The 25,208-nt window shown below is 72.6% G+C and carries 26 protein-coding genes; 18 read left to right on the top strand and 8 right to left on the bottom strand.

Annotated elements, in window-relative coordinates:
- Window positions 1-225: 225 nt before the first annotated feature.
- The 9 genes from C4U03_RS17810 to C4U03_RS17770 all read left to right on the top strand — a co-directional run bounded on the left by C4U03_RS17810 (window position 226) and on the right by C4U03_RS17770 (window position 7,302).
- The gene (locus tag C4U03_RS17810) at window positions 226-561 is read left to right on the top strand and encodes a hypothetical protein (protein ID WP_146087427.1); all 336 of its coding nucleotides are present in this window, start codon (window positions 226-228) and stop codon (window positions 559-561) included.
- 52 nt (window positions 562-613) lie between these two features.
- Window positions 614-898, top strand: coding sequence for a hypothetical protein (locus C4U03_RS17805; RefSeq protein WP_103938917.1), 285 nt, complete (start codon window positions 614-616; stop codon window positions 896-898).
- Between the two features lie 4 nt (window positions 899-902).
- Window positions 903-1,925, top strand: a complete 1,023-nt coding sequence (locus C4U03_RS17800; protein WP_103938916.1) for an MvdC/MvdD family ATP grasp protein — start codon at window positions 903-905, stop codon at window positions 1,923-1,925.
- Between the two features lie 15 nt (window positions 1,926-1,940).
- On the top strand, window positions 1,941-2,492 hold the full coding sequence (locus C4U03_RS17795) for a MauE/DoxX family redox-associated membrane protein (protein WP_146087426.1): 552 nt from the start codon (window positions 1,941-1,943) through the stop codon (window positions 2,490-2,492).
- A gap of 18 nt (window positions 2,493-2,510) precedes the next feature.
- The gene (locus tag C4U03_RS17790) at window positions 2,511-3,056 is read left to right on the top strand and encodes a TlpA family protein disulfide reductase (protein WP_103938914.1); all 546 of its coding nucleotides are present in this window, start codon (window positions 2,511-2,513) and stop codon (window positions 3,054-3,056) included.
- Window positions 3,053-4,882, top strand: coding sequence for an ABC transporter ATP-binding protein (locus C4U03_RS17785; protein WP_103938913.1), 1,830 nt, complete (start codon window positions 3,053-3,055; stop codon window positions 4,880-4,882). The genes C4U03_RS17790 and C4U03_RS17785 overlap by 4 nt, the downstream gene beginning before the upstream one ends.
- Window positions 4,883-4,954: 72 nt before the next feature.
- A complete protein-coding gene (locus C4U03_RS17780) occupies window positions 4,955-5,434 on the top strand; it encodes a cupin domain-containing protein (RefSeq protein WP_103939146.1) in 480 nt (159 codons plus the stop codon).
- Between the two features lie 180 nt (window positions 5,435-5,614).
- On the top strand, window positions 5,615-6,226 hold the full coding sequence (locus tag C4U03_RS17775; RefSeq protein WP_103938912.1) for a LysE family translocator: 612 nt from the start codon (window positions 5,615-5,617) through the stop codon (window positions 6,224-6,226).
- 95 nt (window positions 6,227-6,321) lie between these two features.
- Window positions 6,322-7,302, top strand: coding sequence for a zinc-binding dehydrogenase (locus C4U03_RS17770; protein ID WP_103938911.1), 981 nt, complete (start codon window positions 6,322-6,324; stop codon window positions 7,300-7,302).
- Window positions 7,303-7,312: 10 nt separating this feature from the next.
- Here C4U03_RS17770 and C4U03_RS17765 read toward each other — a convergent pair whose 3' ends face one another.
- Both C4U03_RS17765 and C4U03_RS17760 read right to left on the bottom strand, forming a co-directional pair.
- Window positions 7,313-7,771 (bottom strand): hypothetical protein, encoded by a 459-nt coding sequence (locus C4U03_RS17765; protein WP_103938910.1) that lies wholly within the window; start codon window positions 7,769-7,771, stop codon window positions 7,313-7,315.
- A 150-nt stretch (window positions 7,772-7,921) separates the two neighbouring features.
- Window positions 7,922-8,689, bottom strand: coding sequence for an SDR family NAD(P)-dependent oxidoreductase (locus C4U03_RS17760; RefSeq protein ID WP_103938909.1), 768 nt, complete (start codon window positions 8,687-8,689; stop codon window positions 7,922-7,924).
- Window positions 8,690-8,804: 115 nt separating this feature from the next.
- Here C4U03_RS17760 and C4U03_RS17755 point away from each other — a divergent pair, with 115 nt between their 5' ends.
- From C4U03_RS17755 to C4U03_RS17725, 7 genes are all read left to right on the top strand, one after another.
- Window positions 8,805-9,566 carry an SDR family NAD(P)-dependent oxidoreductase gene (locus tag C4U03_RS17755; protein WP_103938908.1) on the top strand — a complete coding sequence of 254 codons (762 nt, stop codon included), beginning with the start codon at window positions 8,805-8,807 and terminating at the stop codon, window positions 9,564-9,566.
- Between the two features lie 159 nt (window positions 9,567-9,725).
- Complete coding sequence (locus C4U03_RS17750) at window positions 9,726-11,771, top strand: peptidoglycan recognition protein family protein (protein ID WP_103938907.1); 2,046 nt, start codon at window positions 9,726-9,728, stop codon at window positions 11,769-11,771.
- A 154-nt stretch (window positions 11,772-11,925) separates the two neighbouring features.
- The gene (locus tag C4U03_RS17745) at window positions 11,926-13,143 is read left to right on the top strand and encodes a sensor histidine kinase (protein ID WP_103938906.1); all 1,218 of its coding nucleotides are present in this window, start codon (window positions 11,926-11,928) and stop codon (window positions 13,141-13,143) included.
- Window positions 13,144-13,206: 63 nt separating this feature from the next.
- Window positions 13,207-13,995 (top strand): LytR/AlgR family response regulator transcription factor, encoded by a 789-nt coding sequence (locus tag C4U03_RS17740; RefSeq protein WP_103938905.1) that lies wholly within the window; start codon window positions 13,207-13,209, stop codon window positions 13,993-13,995.
- Window positions 13,992-14,375, top strand: a complete 384-nt coding sequence (locus C4U03_RS17735; RefSeq protein ID WP_200827300.1) for a DUF485 domain-containing protein — start codon at window positions 13,992-13,994, stop codon at window positions 14,373-14,375. Before C4U03_RS17740 ends, C4U03_RS17735 begins: the two co-directional genes overlap by 4 nt.
- A 7-nt stretch (window positions 14,376-14,382) precedes the next feature.
- The gene (locus tag C4U03_RS42520) at window positions 14,383-16,110 is read left to right on the top strand and encodes a sodium/solute symporter (protein WP_103938904.1); all 1,728 of its coding nucleotides are present in this window, start codon (window positions 14,383-14,385) and stop codon (window positions 16,108-16,110) included.
- Window positions 16,111-16,141: 31 nt separating this feature from the next.
- Window positions 16,142-16,516 (top strand): nuclear transport factor 2 family protein, encoded by a 375-nt coding sequence (locus C4U03_RS17725; protein ID WP_103938903.1) that lies wholly within the window; start codon window positions 16,142-16,144, stop codon window positions 16,514-16,516.
- On the opposite strand, the gene C4U03_RS17720 is transcribed toward C4U03_RS17725, so the two are convergent.
- Window positions 16,517-17,443 (bottom strand): RDD family protein, encoded by a 927-nt coding sequence (locus tag C4U03_RS17720; protein ID WP_103938902.1) that lies wholly within the window; start codon window positions 17,441-17,443, stop codon window positions 16,517-16,519. It lies immediately after the preceding gene.
- A gap of 394 nt (window positions 17,444-17,837) precedes the next feature.
- Between C4U03_RS17720 and C4U03_RS17715 the strand changes: the two genes are divergently transcribed.
- The gene (locus C4U03_RS17715; RefSeq protein WP_200827318.1) at window positions 17,838-18,176 is read left to right on the top strand and encodes a DUF485 domain-containing protein; all 339 of its coding nucleotides are present in this window, start codon (window positions 17,838-17,840) and stop codon (window positions 18,174-18,176) included.
- The gene (locus C4U03_RS17710) at window positions 18,173-19,783 is read left to right on the top strand and encodes a solute symporter family protein (protein WP_103938901.1); all 1,611 of its coding nucleotides are present in this window, start codon (window positions 18,173-18,175) and stop codon (window positions 19,781-19,783) included. Before C4U03_RS17715 ends, C4U03_RS17710 begins: the two co-directional genes overlap by 4 nt.
- A gap of 211 nt (window positions 19,784-19,994) precedes the next feature.
- On the opposite strand, the gene C4U03_RS17705 is transcribed toward C4U03_RS17710, so the two are convergent.
- From C4U03_RS17705 to C4U03_RS17685, 5 genes are all read right to left on the bottom strand, one after another.
- The gene (locus tag C4U03_RS17705) at window positions 19,995-21,266 is read right to left on the bottom strand and encodes an ABC transporter substrate-binding protein (RefSeq protein WP_103938900.1); all 1,272 of its coding nucleotides are present in this window, start codon (window positions 21,264-21,266) and stop codon (window positions 19,995-19,997) included.
- Complete coding sequence (locus C4U03_RS17700) at window positions 21,263-22,378, bottom strand: branched-chain amino acid ABC transporter permease (RefSeq protein WP_327373023.1); 1,116 nt, start codon at window positions 22,376-22,378, stop codon at window positions 21,263-21,265. Before C4U03_RS17700 ends, C4U03_RS17705 begins: the two co-directional genes overlap by 4 nt.
- Window positions 22,371-23,261, bottom strand: coding sequence for a branched-chain amino acid ABC transporter permease (locus C4U03_RS17695; protein ID WP_103938899.1), 891 nt, complete (start codon window positions 23,259-23,261; stop codon window positions 22,371-22,373). The genes C4U03_RS17700 and C4U03_RS17695 overlap by 8 nt, the downstream gene beginning before the upstream one ends.
- Window positions 23,258-24,151 carry an ABC transporter ATP-binding protein gene (locus C4U03_RS17690; RefSeq protein WP_235017942.1) on the bottom strand — a complete coding sequence of 298 codons (894 nt, stop codon included), beginning with the start codon at window positions 24,149-24,151 and terminating at the stop codon, window positions 23,258-23,260. The genes C4U03_RS17695 and C4U03_RS17690 overlap by 4 nt, the downstream gene beginning before the upstream one ends.
- Window positions 24,152-24,300: 149 nt before the next feature.
- Window positions 24,301-25,098 carry an ABC transporter ATP-binding protein gene (locus tag C4U03_RS17685; protein WP_103938898.1) on the bottom strand — a complete coding sequence of 266 codons (798 nt, stop codon included), beginning with the start codon at window positions 25,096-25,098 and terminating at the stop codon, window positions 24,301-24,303.
- Window positions 25,099-25,208 lie beyond the last annotated feature (110 nt).

Raw genomic sequence — 25,208 nt, 5'->3', positions numbered from 1 at the left:
GGCTGGGTTCGCAGCCGCCTACCGGTCTGGAGAACGGCCGGGTTCGTAGCCGCCTACCGGTCTGAACAATGGCCGGGTTCGCAGCCGCCTACCGGCCTGAAGAACGGTCGGGCGGAGCCGTCATGCCGCTCTGAAGGCGGCTGGGGCGAAGCGGGTCCAGGGGCGCGGTCGGGCTGAGAGCGGGTTGAGAGCGAACTGAAAGCGGTGATCGGTGACGATGCATTCGTGATCACAGCAGCCGGCTCTGGGGAGCCCGAGGGCGACGCCGCCGACCGGGGGGTGTTCGAGGACTTCCCGGCGTTCCTGCGGTTCGATCCGCCGGAGCTCCAGGACGGCTCGATGGTCATCCGGGCCGTGCCGGCGGACGTTCGCGAACGCCGCAGGCTGGCCCATGGATCGCCGCTGGCCTACCTGTACGAGGTGGTGTCGGAGTGGGAGCCCGAGCAGGACGTCGTCTTCACGGCCGGGCACTTCGACGAGACCAACCTGGTGTGGTCGTTCTCCGGAGAGGTGACCGGGATCTTCGGAATCACCCAGCCGACATCGCCACCGCCGTCGTGACAACGGACGGCCCGCAGCTCGCCGCGACAGCCGGCGAAGAAGGAGGAACACCGTGTACGACACCCTCACCCGCGACCCGCTGCACGTCTCCCTGTCGATGATCCAGGGGCACAACGTCGAGCTGCCGCCGGCGCCCGACCCGCGCCACCAGCCGCTGGCCTACCTGTACTCGCTGGAGTGGGACGGCCAGCTCGCCGACCCGCAGCCCGGTCACTACGACAAGGACTCCCAGACCTGGATGCTGCCCCCGGGCGTTCCCTCCGCGGGCGTCAACACCAACACCAGCACCAGCTGCTATGCAGGCTCGGACACCTGCCGGGACGACGTCTGCTTCTGAGTCGATGACCTTGAGCGATCAGCAGGTCCTCATCCTGACCCAGGAGTTCGACCCGACGGTCGACCCGGTCATCACGACGCTGACCGACCGGGGTGTGGAGGTCGTGCGCGTCGACCTGAGCTACTTTCCGCGCAGGCTGACGTTCACGACCTCCGACTTCGAGGAACGGCGACGGTACCTGCGCCACGGCGACCGGGAGGCGGACCTGGACCGCCTCTCGGCGGTGTGGTACCGCCGTCCGACCGCCTTCGACTTCGGGCCCGACATGCCCGAGCCGGAGCAGATCTTCGCGCGCAAGGAGGCCATGCAGGCCATCGGCGGCATCCTGCGTGCGACGGACTGCCTGTGGGTCAACCGGCCGGACATCGACGCGATCGGAGAGCTCAAGCCGTACCAACTGGAGGTGGCCAAGCGGATGGGGCTCCGGGTCCCCCGCACGCTGCTGACCAACGACCCGCAGGAGGTCGCCGCCCTGCTGGAACGTGCCGACGTCCCAATCGTCTACAAGGCGCAGACCGGCGGCGTGATCCACTACCCGGGCGCGTTCCCCGGCGGGCTGCTCACCTCGGTGGTCGGCGAGGAGATCCGCGAGCACCTCGACCGGGTCGGCCACACGATGTGCATGTTCCAGGACTACATCGAAAAGGCCTACGAGGTGCGGTTGACCGTGATCGGGGACACCTACTTCCCGGTGACGATCAACTCTCAGGACAGGGACACCACCAGGGTCGACTGGCGGGGCGAGTCGGGCGAGCAGGCCGTGTTGCCCTACGGGGACTACCGGCCGCTGCCGGAGGAGATCGTCAAGCGGACCCAAGCGCTGCTGACGGAGCTGCGCGCGGTGTACGCGGCGGTGGACTTCATCGTCACGCCGGAGGGTGAGTACGTGTTCCTGGAGGTCAATCCGGCCGGCCAGTTCATGTGGATGCAGCACGACCTGGGTCTTCCGCTGGGCGATCACATGGCCGACCTGCTCATGCGGGGCGGTCCGTTCCAGCGGGGTGAGGCGACACAGGTCGGCTACTGAGGGAGGGGAGCGGGCGTGCCGGATGCGACGTCCTGTCTGACGGTGGGCTGCCAGGCGGTCGTCGCGGTCACGTTCGCCCGCTCCTGCGCCGCCAAGGCGGGCCGGGCCGCGTTCGCCGACTTCCGCCGCTGGCTGACGACCGGGGTGCGGATCCCGCCGTCGGCCGCGGCCCCCCTCGCGGTCGCGGCGGTGGCCGCCGAGGGGGTGACGGCGGTGGCCGTGCTGGTGTCCCCGCTGGCACCAGCGGGTTTCGCGGCGGCGGCGGTGCTGTTGGGAGTGTTCACCGCCGTCACCGTCTCGATGATCCGCCGGCGGGTCCGCGTGCCGTGCCGCTGCTTCGGTGCGGGCCGCCGCCCGCCCGGCGCGCCGCACCTGGCCCGCAACGTGGTCCTGCTGCTGGCCGCGGCCGTGGGCGGGGTGACGGCGCTGACGGGGACGGGGCCGCCGCCGCTCGGCCCGGTGCCGGTGCTCGCGGCGGTCGCGGGTGCGGCGGTCGCGCTGTTGCTGATCGAGCTGGAGGAGATCGTCACCCTCGTCCGCCCCGTCGTCCCGGACGGGCGGACCTGATTCGGCAAGGAGGCCCCGTTGACGACTGCGACGGCCGCCGCGACGATCGTCGGCGCGCTCTGCCTGATCAACATCGTGCTGACCCTCGGGGTCATCCGGCGGCTGAACGAGCTCGGCCGGCTGCCGGCGCGGTCTGCGGGCTCGGCCGCGCCGCCGCCGCTGGAGGTACCGCCGGGCGACCGGGTGGGCGACTTCACGGTGACCGCCGTCGACGGCGAGCTGGTCTCCAGGGCGGACCTCAAGGGCTCCACGCTGGTGGCGTTCATGGCGCCCGGCTGCCCGTCGTGCGAGCACAGCCTGCCGGAGTTCCTCTCCCGGGCCGAGGCGGCTCCAGGGGGCCGTGACCAGGTCCTGGCCGTCGTCCTCGGCGACATGCCGGACAGCGGCCAGATGCGTGAACAGCTCGCGCCGGTGGCCCGGGTGCTGGTCGAGCAGGAGGAACAGGGGCCGCTCGTGCGGGCGTTCGGGGTCGGCGCCCTGCCGGCGTACGCGCTGCTGTCCGGGGACACGATGGTGGCCAGCTACGCCAGCGTCGAGCGGATACCGGACACCATCCCGGCATGACCGACCAGGACCGCAATAGCGGGACGGCCCGTTCCCTGGCGGCCGCGGTGGGGCTGGCGTGGTCGTCGGGCGCCGGACGGCTGGTGGTGCGCGTCGTGCTGGCCGTCGTGGCGAGCGCCGTCCCGGTGGCGGTGGCCTGGCTGATGAAGGTGGTGCTCGACCGGCTCACCGTTCCCGACCGTCCGCTGATGGTGCCCGTCCTGCTGCTGGCCGCGGCCGGTGTGGCCGCCGTCCTGCTGCCCCTGGCCATCCCGTACGCCGATGCGGAGCTGCGACGGGCGATCGACCTGACGGCGCGGCGGCGCCTGTACGCCGCGGTCGCGCGGATGCCCGGGTTGCGGCACCTGGAGAACCCCCGGTTTCAGGACCGGCTGTCCCTGGCCACCGAGACCGGTACGACCGGGCCGTCGGAGGTGGTCGCCGGCGGGCTCGGCGGGGTCCAGGGACTGCTGATGCTCGCCGGGTTCGTGGCCACGCTCGCCGTGCTCAACCCCTGGATGCTGGTGCCCGTCGCGATGGCCGGGCTGGTCGCGATGAACGGCCAGCTCCGGCTGAGCCGCTACCGGGCCCGCCTACACGGCGGGCTCGGCCACGCCACCCGCCGTGAGTTCTTCTACGCGCAACTGCTCAACAGCCCCAGCGCCGCCAAGGAGGTGCGGCTGTACGGGCTGGGTGGTCTCTTCGGCGCGCGGATGCTCGCCGAGCTGCGGTGGAGCAACGCCAGGCGCCGCCAGATGGACCGCCGTGAGCTGGTCGTGCAGGGCCTGCACGGGGCGGTCGGCGCCCTGGTCGCCGGGGCCGGGCTGGTGTGGGCGGTGCACGCCGCCCGGGCGGGCCGGCTCACGGTCGGCGACGTGTCGATGTTCGTCGCCGCGGTCGCCGGTGTCCAGGACGGCCTGACCATCGTGATCAGCAGCGTGGGCCGTACGCATGAGGCGCTGCTGCTGTTCGGCCACTACCGGTACGTCGTCGACGCCGGACCGGACCTGCCCGAGCCGCCCCCTGCCACCCGCCGACCGGTGCGCCCGCTGCGCAAGGGCGTCGAACTGCGCGACGTCTGGTTCCGTTACGGCGACGACCTGCCGTGGGTGCTGCGCGGCGTCACCATGACGATCCCGGCGGGCAGGGCCACCGCGCTGGTGGGCCCGAACGGCAGCGGCAAGAGCACGCTGGTGAAACTGCTGTGCCGCTTCTACGACCCCACCCGCGGCGCGGTGCTGTGGGACGGCGTGGACTTGCGGGACCTGCCGGTCGACGAGCTGCGGCTGCGGATCGGCACCGTCTTCCAGGACTACATGGCCTACGAGCTCAGCGCCGCCGACAACATCGGCCTGGGGAACCTGACCGAGCTCGACGAGCGGGACCGTGTCGTGGCCGCCGCGCGCCGCGCCGGGATCCACGACACACTGGCCGCGCTGCCACGGGGCTACGACACGATGCTCTCGCGGGCGTTCGAGTCCCCCGAGCACGACGACCCGGGCACCGGCGTCATGCTCTCGGGCGGCCAGTGGCAGCGGGTCGCCCTCGCCCGTGCCCTGATGCGCGACCGTACCGACCTGCTCATCCTCGACGAGCCCAGCTCCGGCCTCGACGCCGAGGCCGAGGCCGAGGTGCACCAGCGGCTGCGCGAGCACCGCGCCGGCCGCACCGGTCTGCTGATCTCGCACCGGCTCAGCGCCGTCCGGGACGCCGACGCGATCGTGGTCCTGTCCGAGGGGGCCGTGGTCGAGCAGGGCGACCACGACGGGCTCCTTTCGGCCGGCGGCCTGTACGCCCGGCTGTTCGGCCTGCAGGCGGCGGGCTACCGGGACCGGGCATGGCCGTGACCCGATGACCTCTAATGTGGCGGGTGTTGTGATCAAGCCCGCACGGTGGGCCTGCTGGAAGGGGGACCGGCCATGACATACCCGGAGCCGCAGTACTTCGGGGACGGGGGAGAGGTCAGCGCCGTCTACCGGCCGGACGGACACGAGCCCGAACTGGTCTATCCCAACGGCACGAGGGTCCACTACCTATCGACCGGGGCCTCCACCGGCGGGCTGTTCGGGCTCTACCGGTACGAGATGAGCGCCGAGCCGAGCGGGCCGGGGCCGCACTTCCACCGGACGCTGGCGGAGTCGTTCTACATCCTGTCCGGCTCGCTGCGCATCTACAACGGCGACCGCTGGATCGACACCCGGCCGGGCGACTACGTGCACGTGCCGATCGGCGGAGTCCACGGTTTCCGCAACGAGTCCGGCGAGCCCGCCTCCATGCTGCTGCACTTCGCCCCCGGCGCACCTCGCGAGGGCTACTTCGAGGGGCTGATCGACCTGGACAAGGCCAGTGAGGAGGAACGCGCCGAGTTCTTCCTCAAGCACGACAACCACTGGGTCTGACCCGCCGGGTGCGGTGGTGAACGGCGTGTCCGGCGTTGGACCGGTCGGAAGGCTCCGGATTGGACCTGTCCACCGGACCACGGTGACGGGAGGGTGAGGACGCCGGCGCCGCCCTCCGGGGCCGGACGCCCCGGGGCGTCGCGTCGGCCGATCCCGTTCCCCATCGCCAGGAGATCCACCATGACCATCGCATTCCTGGTGACCACGCTCGTCGTGGTCGCCACCCCGGGCACCGGCGTCGTCTACACGCTGGCGGAGGCCCTGGCGCACGGCCGCCGCGCGGGCGTCGTCGCCGCGGTCGGCTGCACGCTCGGCATCGTCCCGCACATCATGGCCACGATCACCGGTGTCGCGGCGCTGCTGCACACCAGCGCACTGGCGTTCCAGGTGCTCAAGTACCTCGGGGTGGCCTACCTGCTCTACATGGCGTGGGCCACGCTCCGGGACCGGGACGCGATCGTGGTGGAGACGCGGACCGGGCCCCGCCCGGCGGCCAGGGTGATCGCCTCCAGTGTCCTGATCAACCTCCTCAACCCCAAGCTGACCCTGTTCTTCTTCGCCTTCCTGCCGCAGTTCGTGCCCGCCGGCGAGCCGGGGTCGCTGTGGCGGATGCTGGAGCTGAGCGCGGTGTTCATGGCGCTCACGTTCGTCGTCTTCGCCGGCTACGGCGTCCTGGCCGCCTCGGTGCGCAGCCAGGTGACCTCACGGCCCCGGGTGATGACCTGGCTGCGCCGGATCTTCGCCGGTTCCTTCGTCGGCCTCGGCGCCAAGCTCGCCCTCACCACCCGTTAGGCCGCGGGACCGCGTCTCGGTCATGCGCCGGAGTTGACCTCGATATTGGTTGAGGTTCAAGACTGCTGGCAGTACCGACGGCAAGGGAGCGGATCATGAAGATCGTCGAAGCCAAGGAGTTCGGGGGCCCGGAGGTCCTGACGGTGAGCGAGGTGCCCGATCCGGTGGCGGGGTCCGGACAGGTGGTCGTCGGGGTGGCCGCCGCCGACACCCTGTTCGTGGACACCCAGATCCGCGCGGGCTGGGCCGGCGAGCACTTCGGGATCACGCCCCCGTACGTGCCGGGCGGAGCCGTCGCCGGGCGGGTGCTGCGGGTCGGCGAGGGCGCCGACCCGGGCTGGACGGGCCGGCGCGTGGTCGCCTACACCGGCGACCTGGGCGGGCACGGCGGCTATGCCGAGCAGGTGGCGGTCGCCGCCGGGGCACTGGTCCCCGTGCCGGACGGGCTGGACCTGCGGGACGCCGCCGCGCTGGTCCACGACGGCGTCACCGGCGTGGGCGTCTTCGAGGCCGCCGCCGTCAGGCCGGGCGAGCACGTCCTGATCGTGGGCGCCACCGGAGGAATGGGTGTCCTGTTCGTCCAGCTCGCGCACGCGGCGGGGGCGCACGTCATCGCCGCCGCTCGGAGCGCCCGCAAGCTCGCCCTGGCCCGCGAACTGGGGGCGGACGTCGTGGTGGACTACTCCGAGGACGGCTGGACGGAGCAGGTTCGCCAGGCCACCGGCGGCAGGGGCCCCGACCTCGTCCTCGACGGGGTCGGCGGTGAGATGGGCCGTGCCGCCTTCCAGGTCACCGCGCGGGGCGGCCGGTTCTCCGCCCACGGCGCCCCCAGCGGGGACTTCGCCGGCATCGACCTCGAAGAGGCCCGGCGCCGCGAGGTGACCGTACGTGGCATCGGCGACGTGCAGTACGGGATGGCCGACCGCAGGCGCCTGGCCGAGACCGCCATGGCCAAGGCGGCCGCGGGCAGGCTCAGGCCCGTCATCGGCCAGACTTTTCCCCTGGAGCGCGCCGCCGAGGCGCACGCCGCCATCGAGTCCCGCCAGGTGATCGGCAAGACCCTCCTGCTGACCTGACACGAGGGACTCAGGTCTGGATCGAGGCCCAGCCCGGCCTGCGGCGGCGTGCCTGCGCGTGGACGAGGGCGCCCTCGTACAGCGACGGCAGCACGCGCAGCTCGGGGATCTCCGGCGGCCGGTGCCGGGCGCCGTCACGGATGATCCGCCGCACCGTATCGCCCATGAGAGCGAGCACGTCGGCCTCCAGCGGGCTTCCGGGACGTACGAGGGCGGCCTGCCCGTCGTCGGGGTGGGCCCCGGTGAACAGGCGGCCGAAGGACCTGTCGAAACAGAACGGCCATTTCCGCCCGGTGGCGTCCCGCACCACCATGAAGCCGGTGCCGCCGTCCTCGTAGACACCGGCATAGACGATCTCCACCGGCGGCTCCGGGCGGACGTGCCAGTCCACCGCCTCGGGGAAGCCCGGCACCCCCTCGAAGAGCTCGGGCCGCCAGGAGGCGGTGGAAGGATCCGGCCTGTCAGGCATAAGTCCATGCTGCCCGACCCCGGGTCCGTCCGGCGAGGCCGTTCGGTGATCCACGGCTTGGAGGTTCTCGGGGGCCGGGCCGCGTTCAGGGCATTCCGCCGGGGCCGGTAGTCCGCCGGGCGGCCATGGGCTCAGTGGTCCGGGCCGCCTTCAGGGCATTCCGCCGTCGACCCGGAGCGTCGCGGAGCTGGTGTAGCTGGAGGCGTCCGAGATCAGGTAGAGCGCGGCGCCGACCACCTCGGACGGCTTCCCGATGCGCTGGAGCGCGTGCGGGCGCACCCCCTCGTCGAGCTTGTTCTTGTCGTCCTCCCAGTGCCGGGTGGCCTGGGTGGCGAACGGGCCGGCCATCAGGGTGTTGACGCGCACCTGCGGGCCGAGCCCTTGGGCGAGGCCCTCGGTGAGCGCGTTGAGCCCGGCCTTGGCGGCCGCGTAGGGCACGATCGCCGCTCGCGGCCGGATCGACCCTGTGGAGCTGACGTTGACGATCGCGCCCCGGCCGGCCGCCTTCATCCGCTCGCCGGCCAGCACCGACAGCCGGAACGGGCCCTTGAGGTTGAGGTTCAGTACGGCGTCGAACATCTTCTCCGTCACCGAGTCGAGCGAGTCGTACACCGGTGACATGCCCGCGTTGTTGATCAGTGCGTCAAGCCTGCCAAAGCGCTCGTAGACGGCGTCGACCAGGCCCGGCAGCTGGTCCCAGCGGCCGATGTGCACGCCGTAGGGCAGCGCGGCGCGGCCGGTGGCCCGCTCGATCTCCTCGGCCGTGGCCGCGCAGGCGTCGTACTTGCGGCTGGCGATGACGACGTCGGCGCCGCACCGGGCGGCGGCCAAGGCCATCTCCCGGCCCAGACCCCGGCTGCCGCCGGTGACCAGGACGACCCTGCCGGTCAGGTCGAAAAGCTCGTCCGCGTACCCCATCTGCTTCCCTCCGACATGCCCCGCCGTGCGGCCTACATCACGTTCTCGTTGTAGAGAATTGCGTTCTGCTAAGGTTAGAACGCAATTCGACACAGGGGAAGCGGAGCACGGGAACATGCAGGGTCTGCAGGACAAGGTCATCCTGATCGCCGGTGCCGCCACCGGGCTGGGCGCCGCCTCGGCGCGGCGGCTGGCACAGGAGGGCGCCAAGGTCGTGGTCGGCGACCTGAACCTCGCCGGAGCCGAAGAGACCGCCGCGGCCATCAACGACACCGGTGGCCGGGCGGTCGCGGTGCGGTTCGACATCTCCGACGACGCCTCCGTCAGGGAACTGGTCTCCGTGGCCGTGCGGACCTACGGAGGGCTGGACGCCGTCCACATCAACGCCGGCGACATGGGCGCGGTCCAGCAGGACACCGATGTCGTCGACATCGACCTGGCGATCTGGGATCGCACCATCGCCGTCAACCTGCGCGGCCACATGCTCGTCACCCGCCACACTGTTCCCGAACTCCTCGCCCGCGGCGGCGGCGCGATCGTCTACACCTCCTCCATCGCCTCCTTCACGGGCGAGCCCAAGCGCCCCGCCTACGCCGTGACCAAGGCCGGCATCAACGCTCTGGCCCGCCACGTCGCCTCGCGCTGGGGCAGGGACGGCGTCCGCGCCAACGCCATCACCCCCGGCCTGATCCTGACCCCCGAGATCCGCGACGGCGCACCGCCGGAGATGCTCAAAGCCATGCTCGCCCGCACCCGCAGTCCTCGCCACGGCGAGGCGAGCGATGTCGCCGGCATGGTCGCCTACCTGCTGTCGGACGAGGGCTCCTGGATCAACGGACAGACGGTCAACGTCGACGGCGGCACCGTTCTGCGCTGACCCGCCCCCCTTTCACCGGCAGGCCAGACCGTGGCCGGTGTAACCGGAATGTCCCTGACGCCAGGGCGGCCGTGGCTATGATCGACGATCGCCGCTTTCCCTTGCCGGGTGGGGCCGTGCCGCGGTGACACGACGGATTCGCCGCATGATCGGAGGGTCATGAGAAGGCGCGCGGTCGTCGTGCTGTCCGCGGCGGGGCTGGTGGTGCCCGGGAGCGTCGTGCATGTGTGGGCCGGGAGCCCGTCGGAAGCCTCCCCCGCCCCCGAGGCCCGGCCGGGGCAGGTGCACACGCTGGCGTTGCGCACGGTCTCCGGTGCGCAGGCGGCCGGGGCGGCGCGTCCGGTCATGGAGGTTCCGGCCGAGCGGACGCGGCCGTTCAGCCTGCTCGGCCTCTCCTGGGACGACGTGCGGACGGACCTCGGCGGCGAGGTACGGGTCCGGGTGCGCAGCGCGGTCACCGGCAGGTGGTCGCCATGGCGGTCCGTCGAGGCCGGGGAGGGGGACGCGCCCGACGCCGGGCCGCGTTCCGAGCGCCCGTCACGCGGCGCCACGGAGCCGATGTGGGTGGGGCCGTCGAACGGGGTGCAGGTCCACGTGACCGGCGAGGGCGGCGCCCTGCCCAAGGGACTGCGCGTCGACCTGGTCGACCCCGGCGACGACCCGGGAGCCGGCGCCGCCGGGCAGGTCCCGGTCGCCTCCACCGGCACGGCGCCGCGGCCGACCATCGTCAGCCGCGCCGGGTGGGGCGCCGACGAGGCACTGGTCCGCAACCCTCCCGCCTACGCCCCCAGCGCCAAGGTGGTCTTCACCCACCACACGGCGGAGAACAAGGACTACACCTGCGCCCAGTCGCCGGCCGTCATACGGTCGATCATGCTGTTCCACGTCCAGACCAGAGGCTGGGACGACATCGGATACAACTTCCTGGTCGACAAGTGCGGCACCATCTTCGAGGGCCGCGGGGGCGGCGTCGACAGGCCGGTGGTCGGCGCGCACACCTACGGCTTCAACACCGGCTCCTCCGGGGTAGCGGTGCTCGGCACGTACACCAAGACCGAGCCCGCGAACGCGGCCGTGAGCGCGGTCGCCAAGGTCGCCGCGTGGAAGCTCGGCCTGCACGGTGGCGACCCCACCGGCAAGGGCCGGCTGACCACCCCCATCGACAACGGCAAGTACCCGGCCGACACGACGGTCACGTTCAACACGATCTCCGGGCATCTGGACGGCTTCGCCACCGAATGCCCCGGCGAGCGGCTCTACGCCAAGCTGGGCACCATCCGCACCCAGGCCAAGCAGTGGGTCACCCCGGCCGCGTCCCCCGTCGTCACCTCCATCACGGGCGCGAACAAGGTCGGGACCACCTACTACACCAAGGGAACGGTGACCCTCGGCTGGAAGCCCGCCGGCGTCTCCCGCTATGAGGTGCTCGTCGACGGCAAGGTCGTCGCCACACCGAACGGGACGGCGACCTCGGCCCGGGTGACCATGGCCGCGGGCTCCCACCGGCTCCAGGTGCGCGCCGTCAACCTCAACGGCACCACCGTGTCCTCGCCCGTCTACCCGGTGGTCGCCGACACGACCGCGCCGGTCTTCACCACGCCTCCCCGCCTCACCGTGCGCACGGGCACGGCCGGCGCGGGGTCGGTGCCGGTCCGGCTCGGCTGGAAGGCCACCGACAACACGGCGCTGCAGTCGGTGAAGGCCACCTCGCCCACCGCCAAGACCTTCACCCCGGCCACGACCTCCTGGAACGCCTCCGCCAAGCCGAACACCTCCATGCGGTGGTCGCTGACCGCCGCCGACGCCACCGGCAACACCCGAAGCTCGTCGGTCACCCACACCGCCGCGCTCGTCCACGAGTCCGGCTCCACCCGCACCGGCACCTGGAAGAGGACCAACTCCGGCTCCTATCTCGGCGGCAAGGCGTACTACAGCAGCGCCAAGGGCGCCACCGCCCGCTACACCTTCACCGGCCGCTCGTTCGGCCTGATCTTCCAGCGGGGGACCAAACGCGGCGCCGTTCACGTGTACGTCGACGGCGTCAAGGCCGCCACCGTCGACACCAGGGCATCGTCCACGGCCTACCGCCGGATCGTCTGGACGAAGAGCTGGAACACCAGCGGCCGGCACACCGTCAAGCTCGTCGTGGTGGGCACCCGCGGCCGCCCCACCGTGGTCACCGACGGCCTCGTCTACATCAAGTGACCAGCGAAGGGGCCGCGGCATGACCACCGGGTCTGCGGCGAGCGGCAGGCGGATCCGCTAGGCGGCACCGATTGCGGCCGGGCGGCGTCCGTCCCCGCGAGGGATGCCGCGTTCTGGGCGGATCCGCGCCGGGCACGGGGCTACGGTGGCGGGCATGGACGTGGCGTTGGCGGTGGTCGCGGCGGTGGCGGTGACCGGGGGGCTGGCGGCGGTGCCGTGGTGGCGGGGGCGGCGGGAGCTGGGCAGCCCGGCGGACCGGGCGACGTTCCAGACGCTGCACACCGCCTCGCTGGCGGCGCCGCCGCTGCGGGCCGGGCTGACCGAGCAGGGGGCGCAGAAGGCGGCCCGCCACCTGCGGGAGCTGCTGGGGTCGGCGGCGCTGGCGATCACCGACGGGGAACGGCTGCTGGCCTGGGACGGTTCGGGCGACCACCACGCCGAGGGGGCCCTGGCGCACGCGGCGGGGCCGATGGACAGCGGGCGCACCGAGGTGCTCGGGCCGGACACGGTGGCGTGCGCGTACCTGGACTGCCCCGTCAAGCACGCCGTCGTGGTGCCGCTGACCACCGACGACCGGGTGGTGGGGACGCTGGCCGCCTACGGGGACGACGTGTCGGCGGGGCTGATCCGGGCCGCCGAGGAGGTGGGGCACTGGGTGGACGCCCAGCTCCAGCTCGCCGAGCTGGACCGCTCACGGACCCTGCTGATGGAGGCCGAGGTGCGGGCGCTGCGGGCGCAGATCTCGCCGCACTTCATCTACAACTCGCTGACCACGATCGCCTCGTTCGTGCGGACCGACCCAGAACGGGCGCGTGAGCTGCTGCTGGAGTTCGCCGACTTCACCCGCTACTCGTTCCGGCGGCACGGCGACTTCACCACGCTGTCGGAGGAGTTGCACTCCATCGACCGCTACCTGCTGCTGCAGCGCGCCCGGTTCGGCGACGACCGGCTGCGGGTGACGCTGCGGATCGCGCCCGAGGTGCTGCCGGTGGCGGTGCCGTTCCTGTGCCTGCAGCCGCTGGTGGAGAACGCCGTCCGGCACGGGCTGCAGGACCGGACCGGACCCGGCCAGATCACCATCATCGCCGAGGACGCCGGGGCGGACGCGGTGATCAGCGTGGAGGACGACGGGATCGGCATGGACCCCGAGCGGCTGCGGCACATCCTGGCGGGGGAGTACCGGGGGGCGGAACCGGACGGTGAGGGCTCGCCGGAGGCGGCCGGGATCGGGCTCGGCAACGTCGACGGGCGGCTGCGGCAGGTGTACGGGGACGAGTACGGGCTGCAGGTGGAGACCGCGACAGGCGCGGGCACCAAGGTGACGCTGCGGGTGCCCAAGTACCGGCCCGGGGTGACGGCGTCCGGCGTTTGACTTTCGAGCGCCGCGTTCGGACCCTTAGGACATCCGACGTGATCCACCCCACAAGGAGGTCCAGTGGCCGGTCTGCGCGTCCTGGCCGTGGACGACGAAGCTCCGGCGCTGGACGACCTGGCCTTCTGGCTGCGCGCCGACCCACGCATCGAGGAGGTCGCCGTGGCCCGGGACGGCGCCGCCGCGCTGCGGCAGGTCGACCGGGCGCTGGCCGAGCGCCGGCCGATCGACGCGGTGTTCCTGGACATCCGGATGCCGGGGCTGGACGGCGTGGTGCTGGGCCGGCTGCTGGCCCAGTTCGCCCGGCCGCCGCGGATCGTCTACGTCACCGCCTACGACGACCACGCCGTGGACGCCTTCGAGATCAAGGCGGCCGACTACCTGCTCAAGCCCGTCCGGCCGGAACGGCTGGCCGAGGCCATCCGCCGGGTGAGCGGCCCCGGCGAGCGGGCCGCCGCCGAGCCCGGGTCCGCCGGGTCCGAGCCGGGCGCGGTGCCGCCGCCCTCACCCGACCCGGAACTGGTGCCGGTCGAGCTGGCCGGGGTCACCCGCTTCGTCGCCCCCGCCGACGTCTGGTACGTCGAGGCGCACGGCGACTACGCCCGCCTGCACACCCCCTCGGGCGGCCACCTGGTGCGCATCCCGCTGGCCGCGCTGGAGGAACGCTGGCGCGGCGCCGGGTTCGTCCGCGTCCACCGCAGCCACCTGGTGGCCCTGCGGCACATCGAGGAACTGCGCCTGGACTCCGGCCGCTGCACGGTCCGGGTCGGCGGCACCGAGCTGCCGGTCAGCCGCCGCCACACCCGCGAGCTGCGCGACCTGCTGGTCCGCAACGCCAGGCGGACCCCGTGAGCCGGGACGGCGAGGGGCCGCGGCGGGTGCTGGTCACCAGCCCGCGGATGCGGGCGACCCGGCGGCCCCGGCACCCGGTGACCCGGGAGATCGACGAGCAGACCGGGCTGGGCGAGGCGTACATGCGCTCGCTGGTGCGAGCCCAGCTGCGGCTGGGACTGGGCGTGTGCGCGGCGCTCGGCGTCGTCGTCGGCGGGCTGCCGCTGCTGTTCGTGCTCGCCCCGGAGCTGCGCGGGCTGGACGTCGGCGGCCTGCCACTGCCCTGGGTGCTGCTGGCCGGGCTGGTCTACCCCGGCTTCGTGGTGTGCGGCCGGTGGTACGTACGGCACGCCGAACGCAACGAACGCGACTTCGCCGACCTGGTCGACCGCGACACGTGAGTGGCACATGAGCACGGCCTACGGGCTGGCGGCGGTGTCGCTGGTGGTGGCGGCGACCGTGCTGGTCGGCACGTTCGGGCTGCGGATCTCGCGGACGACCTCGGACTTCTATGTGGCCTCCCGGACGGTCTCGCCGCTGCGCAACGCCTCGGCGATCGGTGGGGAGTACCTGTCGGCGGCCTCGTTCCTGGGCGTGGCCGGGCTGATCCTGGCCTATGGGGCCGACATGCTGTGGCTGCCGGTGGGCTGGACCGGCGGGTACCTGGTGCTGCTGGTGCTGATCTCCGCGCCGCTGCGCCGCAGCGGCGCCTACACGCTGCCGGACTTCGCCGAGGCGCGGCTGGAGTCGATGGCGGTGCGGCGGGTCACCAGCGTGCTGGTCGTGCTGATCGGGTGGCTGTACCTGATGCCGCAGCTGCAGAGCGCCGGGCTGGTGCTGCGCACGGCGGCGGGCACGCCGTTCTGGGTGGGCGCGGTGCTGGTCGCCGTGGTGGTTACGATCAACGTGCTGTCCGGCGGGATGCGCAGCATCACCATGGTGCAGGCGTTCCAGTACTGGCTGAAGCTGACCGCGCTGGCCGTCCCGGTGCTGTTCCTGCTGATCGCCTGGCGACAGGACGGCTCGCCCGGCCTCGGCCAGGACACGCCGCCCGCGTTCGCCGAGCGCACGACGGTGTCGGTCGGCGCGGACGTCGAGGTGCGGGTGGACCGCCCGGTCCCGGTGGTCGTGCACGGCCGGATGGACGGGGCCCAGCACGCCGGGCCGGTGACCCTGGCGGCGGGCGAGCACCGGATCGCCCGCGACACCGAGATCACGTTCCCGGCGGGCGCGACGGTGCCGCACGTGTCCGCCCTGCCGGTGCGCACCGACTCCGAGTGGGCGCAGCCGCTGGCCGGCCGCGAGTACCCGCTGTACGCCACGTACTCGCTGATCATGGCGACGTTCCTGGGCACGATGGGCCTGCCGCACGTGCTGGTGCGCTTCTACACCAATCCCGACGGTCGTGCCGCGCGCCGTACGACGGTGCTGGTCCTCACCCTGCTCGGCGCCTTCTACCTGCTGCCCGCCCTTTACGGGGCGCTCGGCCGGATCTACACCCCCGAACTGCTGATGACCGGGCGCACCGACGCCGTGGTGCTGACGCTGCCGGACCGGCTGGTCGGCGGGACGCTCGGCGACCTGCTGAGCGCGCTGCTGACGGCCGGGGCGGTGGCGGCGTTCCTGTCCACCTCCTCCGGGCTGACGGTGTCGGTGGCCGGGGTGATCGGGCAGGACATCCTGCACGGCGGGGTGCGCTCGTTCCGTGCGGCGACCCTGCTGGCGCTGTTCGTCCCGCTGGGGCTGGCGCTGGCGGCGCGGGCGCTGGCGGTGGCCGACGTGGTCGGGCTGGCGTTCGCGCTCGCCGCGTCCACCTTCTGCCCGCTGCTGGTGCTGGGCATCTGGTGGCGGCGGCTGACCGTGGCGGGCGCGCTGGCCGGGCTGGTGGTGGGCGGCGGGCTGGCGGGCACGGCCGTGGTGTGCACGATCCTGGGCGGCCCGCCCGGCGGCCTGGCCGGGGCCCTGCTGGCCCAGCCCGCGGCCTGGACGGTGCCGGCCGCGTTCGCCGTGATGATCGGCGTGTCCCTGCTCACCCCGCGCAGCACGCCCGCCGGGGTGGCGCGCACCATGGTCCGGCTGCACACCCCCGAGACCCTCCAGGTCAACCGCGGCACCTGGCGTCCCAAACAGGTCTGAGCCGCCCGGAGGCGGCGGCTACGATCGCGGGGTGGAGCAGGACGCAGCGCATGACCGTGCCGTCGACGCCTTCCTCGCGGCGGCCAACACCGGCGATCCGCAGGAGCGGGACAGGCTGCTGAGCCGGGCCCTCACCGCCGACGTCGTCTTCTGGGGGCCGCTGGGCCGCGGCGTGGGCCGCAAGGCCGTGGCGGAGTTCATCACCGAGGTGGTGCGCAGCCATCCGTCCGGCCCCTGCCGGATGGTGCGCACGACCCGGGTGGACGCGCCCGACGAGTGGGCGCGCTTCGGGTGGCGGTACGAGGACGCGGCCGGCCGGGTGCTGCTGTCGGGCACGGACGTGGTGCACGTGACCGCCGACGGCGACATCGACGAGATGATCGTCTTCGCCGGGGCGTTGACCTGATCAGGAGGCCGGGGGCCGGTCCTGCGGCGCCGCCCATGGGGGGACGGGGCCGGGCGGGTAGGGCTGGTGGGGCTGGTACGGCTGGGCCTGGGGGAGAGCCAGGGGATCGGCCGCCCCCTGGCCCGGCCCGAGGGCGTCTGGCGTCCTCCCGCCGGACGCCAGGGCGCGGCGGTCGGCGTAGGCGCTCTGCAGGCGGCGGCCCTGCTCGGCGGTGGCCCTCCTGGCGGCCCGGGCGACGTCGCGCAGCACGTGCGTGCGCACGACGACGGTGCCGCCCATACGGTCGCTGAGAGCACGGCGTTTGCGCCCGGCGACCGTCGGCAGCGCGTTGGCGGCGAACACGAGGACGGCCAGCAGCCAGCACGCGAACGCGAGGAGGAACTCGCCGAGCAGCAGCAGGACGCAGGCGACCGCGTACAGGCCGCTCTCCGAAAGCGTGGTGACCGTGGCGCGCCGCAACGCCTGGCCCTTGCGCAGCCGGACCGCGCCCGCCGCCCGCTCCGGCAGGGGGCGGACCTGGAGGCCCGCCACGGCCTTGCCGAGGGTCCGGCCCCGCCAGGCCAGCGCGGTGAACTGGTAGACGAGCTGGGCCAGCACCAGCAGCACGAAGCCCTGGACCACGATCGAGACGGTGCCGTTCCAGGCGTCGGTGGCGGCTCCGCGGGCCAGGCCCGTCACATCGCCGTGGGAGGAGACGATGTCCCAGGGGCCCAGGGCGGCCATCTGGGTGCTCTCGGCGCGCAGGTGGTCGGCGATCCGTGCGTAGCTGAACCCGCCGATCAGCAGGAACAGGCCGAAGACCACCGCGCCGTCGAGGGCCCAGGCCGCGAACCTGCGCAGAACGGGCGCGGGGGCGTCCGGGGACGGGGCGTCCGCCACGGGGGCGACGCCTCCCGGATGCATGACATCGCCGGGTGCCGGAGGCATGATGCCTCCTGGAACCGGGGGCACTATGCCTCCCGGGGGCACCGGGCCAGGGGGCGGCCCGTAGGGCGGAAAGGGCGGCGGGGGACCGTGCAAGAGTTCTCCCAGATCTCCCTGGAGGCGGACGCGGGCATTTCCTTCCGGAAGGTTATTGCGCGCGTCGGTGGTTCACGGCTCTTGCCGGAATCTGGCTGAAACCGGCCGCCCGGAGCCGGTACGGAGGCGGGGCCCGGTGCCGTTCGCCCGTTCGTCGTACGGAATCGACCGTTCACCGATGGCGGCGGACGGGTCGGCGCAGGCGCCCGGCGGCTCGGCGCAGCCCGCCCGCGGCCCCCTCCACGTCGCCGTCCCGGCTTTCTACCTTGGCGTGACCCCCGTCACAGCCGAGGAGGATCATGTGACCGTCGAGAAGGACCTAGACCGGGGCGGGACACCTTACGAACGGGTACAGCGCAGCCCTGAGTTCCAGGAGTTGCGGCGTCGCTTCCGGGCCTTCGTGTTCCCGGCCACCGTGGCGTTCCTGACCTGGTACCTGCTGTACGTGGTGCTGTCGGGGTGGGCCCGCGGCTTCATGGGCACCCAGATCGTCGGCTTCATCAACGTGGCGCTGATCTTCGGGCTGCTGCAGTTCGTGTCCACCTTCCTGATCGCCTGGCTGTACGCCCGGCACGCCGAGGCCAAGCTCGACCCGATGGCCGCCGAGCTGGGCGCCCGAGTGGAAGGGGAGGGCAAGTGAGCCACGAGACCCTGGCCGTGCTGCTGTTCCTGGCGTTCGTCGGCGGCACGCTGGCGATCACCGTGTGGGCCGGCCGCAACACCAAGGACGCCTCGGACTTCTACGCCGGCGGCCGGTCGTTCTCCGGAGTGCAGAACGGGCTGGCGATCGGCGGCGACTACATGTCGGCCGCCTCGTTCCTGGGCATCGCCGGGCTGATCGCGCTGTACGGCTACGACGGCTTCCTGTACTCGATCGGGTTCCTGGTGGCCTGGCTGGTGGCGCTGCTGCTGGTCGCCGAGCTGATGCGCAACTCGGGCAAGTACACGATGGCCGACGTGCTGGCCTTCCGGATGAGCCCGCGCCCGGTGCGCACCGCCGCCGGGGTCTCCACCATCACCGTGTCGATCTTCTACCTGCTGGCCCAGATGGTCGGGGCAGGCGCCCTGGTGGCGCTGCTGTTCGGGTTTACCTCCGACTTCGCCAAGGGCGCCACCATCGTGCTGGTCGGCGCGCTGATGATCGTGTACGTGGTGGTCGGCGGGATGAAGGGCACCACCTGGGTGCAGATCGTCAAGGCGATCCTGCTGATGACCGGGGCCACCCTGGTCACCCTGTTGGTGCTGGGCAAGTTCGGCTTCAACCTGTCCACGCTGCTGCGCGACGCCGCCGAGCAGAGCGGCAAGGGCGACGCCTTCCTGGAGCCGGGGCTACGGTACGCCACCGAGGCCCAGGGCCTGTCCGGCAAGCTCGACCTGATCAGCCTGGGGCTGGCGCTGGTGCTGGGCACCGCCGGGCTGCCGCACATCCTGATCCGCTTCTACACCGTGCCGACCGCCCGGGACGCCCGCAAGTCGGTGCTGTGGGGCATCGGCATCATCGGCGCCTTCTACCTGCTGACCCTGGTGCTGGGCTTCGGCGCGGCGGCGCTGGTGGGCAGCGACGAGATCCGCAAGGCCAACCCGGCCGGCAACACCGCGGCGCCACAGCTGGCCGAACGGGTCGGTGAGATCGTCTTCGGCGACGTGGGCGGCACGATCCTGCTGGCGGTCATCGCGGCGGTGGCGTTCGCGACCATCCTGGCGGTGGTGGCCGGGCTCACCCTGGCCTCGTCGTCGTCGTTCTCCCATGACCTGTACGCGCACGTGTTCCGGCGCGGCCAGGCCACCGAGAAGGAGGAGGTGCGGGTCGCCCGCATCTCGGCCTTCGTGATCGGCGCGGTGTCGATCGTGCTGGGCATCTACGCGCAGCGGCTGAACGTGGCGTTCCTGGTGGCGCTGGCCTTCGCGGTGGCCGCCTCCGGCAACCTGCCCGCCATCCTCTACAGCCTGTTCTGGAAGAGGTTCAACACGGCGGGCGCGGTCGCGGCCATCTACGGCGGCCTGGGCTCGGCCGTGCTGCTGGTGGTGTTCTCGCCGGTGGTGTCCGGCTCGGACAAGGCGCTGTTCACCGGCGCGGACTTCTCCTTCTTCCCGCTGGAGAACCCGGGCATCGTCTCGATCCCGTTCGGCTTCCTGTGCGGCTGGCTCGGCACCGTCCTCAGCAAGGAGCACAACGCCGAGAAGTACGCCGAGATGGAGGTCCGCTCCCTGACCGGGGCCGGCGCCGAACCCGCCGCCCGGCACTGACGGCGGCCACGCCGCGGACTCTCCGGTCCCGCCCACGTTCATGGCGCTCGGCGGGCGGGGCCGGAGCACCGGCAGGCGGCACCGACACCCTCCCCGCCGGGTGTCGGTGCCGCCGCCGTTCCGGACACGGCGGGAACAGGAAGACGCGCACCGGCATGCGGGCCGGTGCGCGTCTGCTGTGCGGGCTCCCCGAAATGCCCGAGGGCGGGTCCTAGTAGCTGCCGACCGGCGGCTGGTAGGTCGTGGCGAGCTCGGACTCGGTGGCCTCCTGCACGATCACCGCGCCGCCGGGGATCTTGTCCTTGGGCTGCAGGACGTAGGTCTTGCGGGTGGCGGGCTTGTCGAAGTAGGTGAAGTTCATCGGCGTGCCGAGGCCGGTGTCGGCGTTGGCGTCCGAGCGGTGCGCCTTGATCAGGCCCTCCCGGGTGAGGTCCTTGGCCTCGCACGCCTTCTTCAGCGCCGACACCACGATGGCGCCGTTGCCGTAGCCGCTGACCACGGCGCTGTCCATCGGCTGGCCGGGGTACTTCTTGGCGTAGGCGTCGGCCAGCTTCTTGACCTCCGGCAGGTCGGCGCTGATCGGCGCGCCGGCGCTGGTGAAGAAGAAGCCCTCGACCAGGGCGGGCTTGGCCGGGGTGGCCAGCAGCTGCGGGGAGAAGGCCGAGTTGCTGCCCAGGATCGGCTGCTTCATGCCCTGCGAGCGGGCGATGCCGGCCAGCGACGCCGACTGCCGGGGACCGGCGCTCATCAGGATCGCGGCGACCTTCGCCTTCGACAGCGCCGCGACCTGGGGTCCCATGTCGTTGTCGGTGGCCTTGATCTTCTGCTCGACGATCGTCAGCCCGTGCTTGTCGGCGGCGAACTTGGCGCCGCGCAGCGCCGAGCCCCCGTAGTCGCCCTCGAAGTAGACGTGGCCGAGCTTGTCGCCCTTCTTGATGAGCTTCTTGCTCAGCAGCCACTCGATGCCGTTGATCATGTCCACGTCGTAGGTGGTGCCGGTGACCTGGATCGGCTCACTGCCCAGCAGGGTGGTGGACCAGGCGCTGGGGATGGTGAACATCTTGTCGGACTCGATGCGCTGCTTGACCGCGGTCACCATCGGCGAGCCGAGGAACTGCGGGATCGCCAGCACGCTGGTGCTCAGCTCGCTGTAGATCGACACCGCCTTCTGTGGGTCGTAGCCGTGGTCGCGGACCACGGTCTCGATCTTGCGGCCGCACACCCCGCCGGCGGCGTTGGTCTGCTCGAAGTACAGCTGCTGGGACTGGGTCAGGCTCTTGCCCAGCGGGGCGTAGACGCCGGTCAGGTCGGTGGCGACGCCCAGCTTGATGGTCTTGTCGGTGACCCCGGGGCCCTGCTTGACCCCGTCGGCGCCGGCGCCGCCGGATCCGCCAGTGGCCTTGTCGCTGGCGCAGCCGGCCGCGCCGGCCGCCAGCGCCAGCGCGACCGCCGTCACGGCCGTCATGCGAAGGGTGGACTTCATGTCGGTTGCTCCTCGGGTTCCATTCGGGTGAGGGGGTGAGACGTGCGGCGGGCGGCCAGGGAGGCGCGGACGCGCCCCCACACCCCGAGCAGGCCGCCGGGAAAGAACAGGACGACGGCGACGACGGCGGCGCCGTACAGGATCCGGGACGCCTCGGCGGGCGAGACGCCCTCCGCGCCGGGCGCGGCGATCAGCGGCAGGCCGTCGCCGTACCGGGTGAACAGCGGGGGCAGCAGCGACACGAACGCGGCGCCGGCGACCGCCCCGGCCACCGAGCCGAGCCCACCGATGACGATCATCGCCAGGTACTCCAGCGACAGGATGATGCCGAAGTAGTCCGGCACGGTGCGGCGGAAGGCCATCGCCAGCAGCACTCCGGCCAGGCCCGCGTACATCGACGACAGCACGAACACTCCGGCCCGGTAGCGGGCGACCGGCACGCCCATCACCCCGGCGGCGATCTCGTGGTCGCGGATGGTGCCCATGGCCCGTCCAGGACGGCCGCGCAGGATGCCGCGCGCCACCCACGCCGCCGCCAGCAGCAGGAGCAGGGCCAGGAACCACAGTTTCTCCAGCGCCCGCAGTGGCACCTGGAACACCACCAGTTCCGGGGTGTCGGCGAAGCTGAACCCGGCCAGCTCCAGCGGCGGCACGTCACGGCCGTTGGCGCCGCCGGTGATCGCGTGCGCGTTGTGCAGGATGTGCTGGCCGATGAAGATCAGCGCCAGTGAGGCGATGCCCAGGTAGGTGCCGCGCAGCCGCCCGGCGATCGGGCTGAACAGCCCGCCGGCGAGGCCGGCCAGCACGACCGCCAGCACCGCCGCCAGCGGCGTGGGCAGGCCGAGCCCGCTCAGCTCGTGCCCGGAGTCCCCGGCGAAGTACACGTACCCGTACGCGCCGACCGCCAGGAAGAACGCGTGGCCCATGGACAGCTGCCCGGTCGAGCCGGTCAGCAGGTTCAGCCCGATCGCCCCGATGGCGGCGGCCATTGCGAACAGCCCGGCCTGCAGCAGGAACGGCTCGGCGTAGAACGGGATCACCAGCATCACGACCAGGCCCGCCACGGCGGCGATCACAGTGGGCCGCAGGGCCCGCGACAGTGCGCTAGACACGGGCCAGCTCCCTCGTCCCGAACAGCCCGGCGGGCCGGATCAGTAGGATCACGATCATCACCAGGTAGGGGACGACCTCGCCGATGCCGCGGCCCAGGAAGGTGACGTCGTTCTGGTAGCCGGCGGCCAGTGACTCGGCCAGCCCGATGATCAGCCCGCCGACCAGCGCCCCGGTGGTGGAGTCCAGCCCGCCGAGGATCGCGGCGGGGAACGCCTTGAGCGCCACCAGCGAGGTCGAGCGGTCCAGCCCCGGGGTGGGGAAGACGGTCAGGAACAGCGCGGCCACCGCGGCCAGCGCGCCGGCCACCGCCCAGGCGCCCATCGACACCCGGCTCAGCCGCACCCCCATCAGCGCGGCGGTCTCCCGGTCCTCGGCGGCGGCCCGCATTGCGATGCCCCAGGAGGTGTAACGGAACGCCAGCAGGAAGCAGGTGATCAGCGTGGCGGCGGTCACCAGGGCGGCGATCCGGGTCTGCGCGATGCTGATCCCGCCGATCTGCACCACCTGGCTCTGCCAGGGGTCGCCCATGGCCAGCACGTCGGTGCCGATCCGCCGGGTCAGCTCGGTGGTCAGCAGGATGTCCACGCCGATGGTCACGATCGCCAGCACGTGCTGGTCGCCGGCCCGGGAGCGGCGCAGCACGCAAAACTCCACCAGCGCGCCCACCACCGCCGCCACCGCGACGCCCGCCACCAGGGCGAGCCAGAACCCCAGGTCCTCGTGCAGCACGGCGATGACGTAGCCGCCGACCAGCAGCAGCGAGGCGTGGGCGAAGTTGACCACTTCGGTGGCCTTGAAGATGATCACGAAGCCGAGGGCGATCAGCGCGTACACCGAGCCGATCGAGACTCCGTTGACCAGCAGTTCGATGAAGGTGGTCACGCGTTCTCCCGCTCGTCGGCCGCCCGCCCGTCCCGGCGGTCGCGGATCGTGCCGGGGTCGCCGTCGGCCGTCTGCTCGTCGGTCGCCTGCTCGTCGGCGGCCTGCTCGTCGGCCGTCTGTTCGTCGGCGGCCTGCTCGCCCAGGTAGGCGCGGATCACCGCGGGGTCGCGCTGCACCCGCTCGGGCGGGCCGGCGGCGATCCGGCGGCCGAAGTCCAGCACGGTGACCTGGTCGGCCAGCCGCATCACCATGCCCATGTCGTGCTCGACCAGCAGCACCGAGATGCCCAGGTCGGCGCGGGCGGCCATGATGACCTCGGCCATCGCGCGGCGCTCGCCGCCGTTCATCCCGGCCACCGGCTCGTCCAGCAGCAGCAGGTCGGGCTCCATCGCCAGCGCGCGGGCCAGCTCGACCCGCTTCTGCACGCCGTACGGCAGCATCCCGACGGGCGCCTCCAGATACTCGGCGACGCCCACGAACCGGGCGATGTCGCGCACCCGGGCCCGGTGCCGGGCGTTCTCGCGGCGGGCCGACGGCAGCCGCAGCCCGGCGCCGAGGAAGCCGGCGCGGGTGAGCCGGTGCCGGCCGAGCATCACGTTGTCCTCGACGCTCTGGAACTTCGACAGCGCGATGTTCTGGAACGTACGGGCCACGCCCAGTGCCGCGATCTGGTGCGGCGCCATCCGGGTCAGCTCGGCGTCGCCGAACCGCACGCTGCCCGAGGTGGCCCGGTAGACGCCCGACAGCACGTTGAAGCAGGTCGACTTGCCGGCGCCGTTGGGGCCGATGACGGCGTGGATGCTGCCGGGCTCCACGGTGAAGCCGACGTGGTCCAGCGCGGTGATCCCGGCGAACTTGACCGTCAGGTCGGTGACCTTCAGCTCGTTCACCGGGCACCGGCCCCGGGGGAGGTGCCCGCGCGGGGCGGGCGGCCGGGCCCGCGGCCCGGGCGGCGGGGTCGGCCTGCGCGGCCGGAAACGGTCACGGCACCCTCCGATGATCTGCGGTGTGGTGGGGAGGACGGGCGGAGCGGTCGGGGTCAACCGGCCCACCTTTCCAGCGTGGGCGGCCGCTGGAACCGCGGCTCCAGCGCGTCGTCGTCGCCGACGCCCAGGTAGCGGCGGCGCACCTCGTCGCTGGCGGCCAGCGCGTCGGCCGGGCCGGACAGCGTCACCCGGCCGACCTCCAGCACGTGGGCGGTGCTCGCCAGGCGCAGCGCCAGCGCGGCGTTCTGCTCGATCAGCAGGACGGCGGTGCCCTGCCGGTTGATCTCGGCCACGGTCTCGCCGATCCGCTCGGCCATCAGCGGCGCCAGTCCCAGGGTGGGCTCGTCCAGCAGCAGCACCTTCGGCCGGGCCATCAGCGCCCGGCCCATGGCCAGCATCTGCTGCTCGCCGCCGGACAGCAGCCCGGCGCGCTGCCGCGCCCGCTCGGCCAGCACCGGGAACAGCTCCATCACCCGCTCGCGGGCGGCGGCCGCCCCCGAGCGGTCCCGGGCGCCCAGCGCCCCGGCCCGCAGGTTCTCCTCCACGGTGAGCCGGCCGAAGACCCGCCGGCCCTCGGGCACCTGGACCACCCCGGCGGCGACCACCGCGTCGGGCCGCAGCCCGCTCAGCCGGCGGCCGCCCAGGGTGATCTCACCGGCCTCGATCGAGCCGCGGTGGAACGGCAGGGTCCCGGAGACGGCCCGCAGCAGGGTGCTCTTGCCCGCGCCGTTGGCCCCCAGCACGGCGGTCACCGTGCCCTCGGGGACCTCCAGGGAGACCTCGCGCAGCGCCTGCACGGCCTTGCCGTAGCTCACCGAGAGACCGCCGACCGCGAGCGTCCCACTCGCCATGGCACCTCCCATCGATTTCGTGTGGGAGGCACACCAGCATGTGAGCTACGACACCGTCCAGAGCCTGCGCGAAGTCGGGTCAGAGGTCCAACTGAACATTGTTCTGGTTG

This window comes from Thermomonospora echinospora (genome assembly GCF_900108175.1).
Taxonomy (GTDB): Bacteria; Actinomycetota; Actinomycetes; order Streptosporangiales; family Streptosporangiaceae; genus Thermomonospora; species Thermomonospora echinospora.
This window is presented reverse-complemented; position numbering and strand designations above follow the sequence as displayed.

Excerpts from the sequence above, each read along its gene's own strand:
- C4U03_RS17760 (WP_103938909.1), bottom strand. The coding sequence starts at position 8,689 with ATGGGGTACGCGGACGAGCTTTTCGACCTGACCGGCAGGGTCGTCCTG.
- C4U03_RS17800 (WP_103938916.1), top strand. The coding sequence starts at position 903 with ATGACCTTGAGCGATCAGCAGGTCCTCATCCTGACCCAGGAGTTCGAC.
- C4U03_RS17775 (WP_103938912.1), top strand. The coding sequence starts at position 5,615 with ATGACCATCGCATTCCTGGTGACCACGCTCGTCGTGGTCGCCACCCCG.
- C4U03_RS17770 (WP_103938911.1), top strand. The coding sequence starts at position 6,322 with ATGAAGATCGTCGAAGCCAAGGAGTTCGGGGGCCCGGAGGTCCTGACG.
- C4U03_RS17755 (WP_103938908.1), top strand. The coding sequence starts at position 8,805 with ATGCAGGGTCTGCAGGACAAGGTCATCCTGATCGCCGGTGCCGCCACC.
- C4U03_RS17685 (WP_103938898.1), bottom strand. The coding sequence starts at position 25,098 with ATGGCGAGTGGGACGCTCGCGGTCGGCGGTCTCTCGGTGAGCTACGGC.
- C4U03_RS17780 (WP_103939146.1), top strand. The coding sequence starts at position 4,955 with ATGACATACCCGGAGCCGCAGTACTTCGGGGACGGGGGAGAGGTCAGC.
- C4U03_RS17750 (WP_103938907.1), top strand. The coding sequence starts at position 9,726 with ATGAGAAGGCGCGCGGTCGTCGTGCTGTCCGCGGCGGGGCTGGTGGTG.
- C4U03_RS17745 (WP_103938906.1), top strand. The coding sequence starts at position 11,926 with ATGGACGTGGCGTTGGCGGTGGTCGCGGCGGTGGCGGTGACCGGGGGG.
- C4U03_RS17720 (WP_103938902.1), bottom strand. The coding sequence starts at position 17,443 with ATGCCTCCGGCACCCGGCGATGTCATGCATCCGGGAGGCGTCGCCCCC.
- C4U03_RS17705 (WP_103938900.1), bottom strand. The coding sequence starts at position 21,266 with ATGAAGTCCACCCTTCGCATGACGGCCGTGACGGCGGTCGCGCTGGCG.
- C4U03_RS17785 (WP_103938913.1), top strand. The coding sequence starts at position 3,053 with ATGACCGACCAGGACCGCAATAGCGGGACGGCCCGTTCCCTGGCGGCC.
- C4U03_RS42520 (WP_103938904.1), top strand. The coding sequence starts at position 14,383 with ATGAGCACGGCCTACGGGCTGGCGGCGGTGTCGCTGGTGGTGGCGGCG.
- C4U03_RS17765 (WP_103938910.1), bottom strand. The coding sequence starts at position 7,771 with ATGCCTGACAGGCCGGATCCTTCCACCGCCTCCTGGCGGCCCGAGCTC.